Annotated in this window: 1 protein-coding gene; it reads right to left on the bottom strand. The window is 64.9% G+C overall.

The genetic code is table 11. The annotated features are described in order from the left end of the window. Nucleotides 1-76 precede the first annotated feature (76 nt). Nucleotides 77-640, bottom strand: a complete 564-nt coding sequence (gene rplJ / locus ACIRS4_RS38765; protein WP_357091081.1) for a 50S ribosomal protein L10 — start codon at nt 638-640, stop codon at nt 77-79. Nucleotides 641-1082: the final 442 nt, after the last annotated feature.

The raw sequence follows: 1082 nt of genomic DNA, 5'->3' as shown, positions 1-1082 counted from the left end.
CAACGTTGGCCATTGATATTTCCTTTCGGTAGTTCCGTCACCGCGCGGCGGTGACGAATAGGTTTGGGGTAGTGACTTATTCGGCGTCGGCAGCAGCGTCGGCGGCCGGAGCGGCAGCGCCACCCTCGGCCTGCTTCTTCTCCTGCAGCGCGGCCATGAGGCGCGCGACCTGGTTGCCGGGGGCGGCGAACAGGCCGGCAGCCTTCGACAGGTTGCCCTTCATGGCGCCGGCCAGCTTGGCCAGCAGCACCTCGCGCGACTCGAGGTCGGCGATGCGCTCGACCTCGGCCACGGACAGCGCAGCGCCGTCCATGTAGCCGCCCTTGATGATGAGCGCCTTGTTGTCCTTGGCGAACGCCTTCAGCGCCTTGGCGGCCTCGACCGGCTCGCCGGTGATGAAGGTGATAGCGGTCGGACCGACGAACAAGTCATCCAGGCCAGCCACGCCCGCCTCGGCGGCAGCGCGCTTGACCAGGGTGTTCTTGGCGACGGAGTAAGTAGCGTTCGCGCCGAGCGCACGACGCAGCTCGGTGATCTTGCTGACCGACAGACCGCGGTACTCCGTGACAACCGTCGCGGTGGACGCCTTGAACTGCTCGGTGATCTCCGCGACCGCGGTGACCTTCTCAGAATTCGCCATACTTCGCCTCCTCTCTGGATGGTCGGTTCTCGTATGAACTACCGAGTTCCGCCAACAGGGGCCGGCGACAAAGCTAACGCCCCGGTCGCAGAGCGAACCCGGGGCGTACAAGAAACGATCGCGATCTCTCGCGGGTTTCCCGACCTCGGCTCTCCCTGCGTGGGTCGCCGGCAATATCGCCGGACCTTCAGCCGCCTGACGGCAGCAACCAACGGTCTTCGGTAGAACGATGTGGGGTGATCACCGAAACTCCGGAGAGCATGTCGATGACCGTCGTCCAATATAGCGGACCAGCATCGATACGCCAAAACGGGGGGCGGAGGGCAACGCAGGAGTCGGCGCGTGTCAGCGCACCCCGCTCAGGGTGCTGCTGCCCGAGAAGAAGGCGTACATCAGCTGACATTGCGGTGTGGAGGAGCGAGGAGCGTCCCAGTATCCGCAG

Origin of the sequence: Streptomyces sp. NPDC101166, from assembly GCF_044768125.1 — a bacterium.
GTDB lineage: Bacteria > Actinomycetota > Actinomycetes > Streptomycetales > Streptomycetaceae > Streptomyces.
This window is presented reverse-complemented; position numbering and strand designations above follow the sequence as displayed.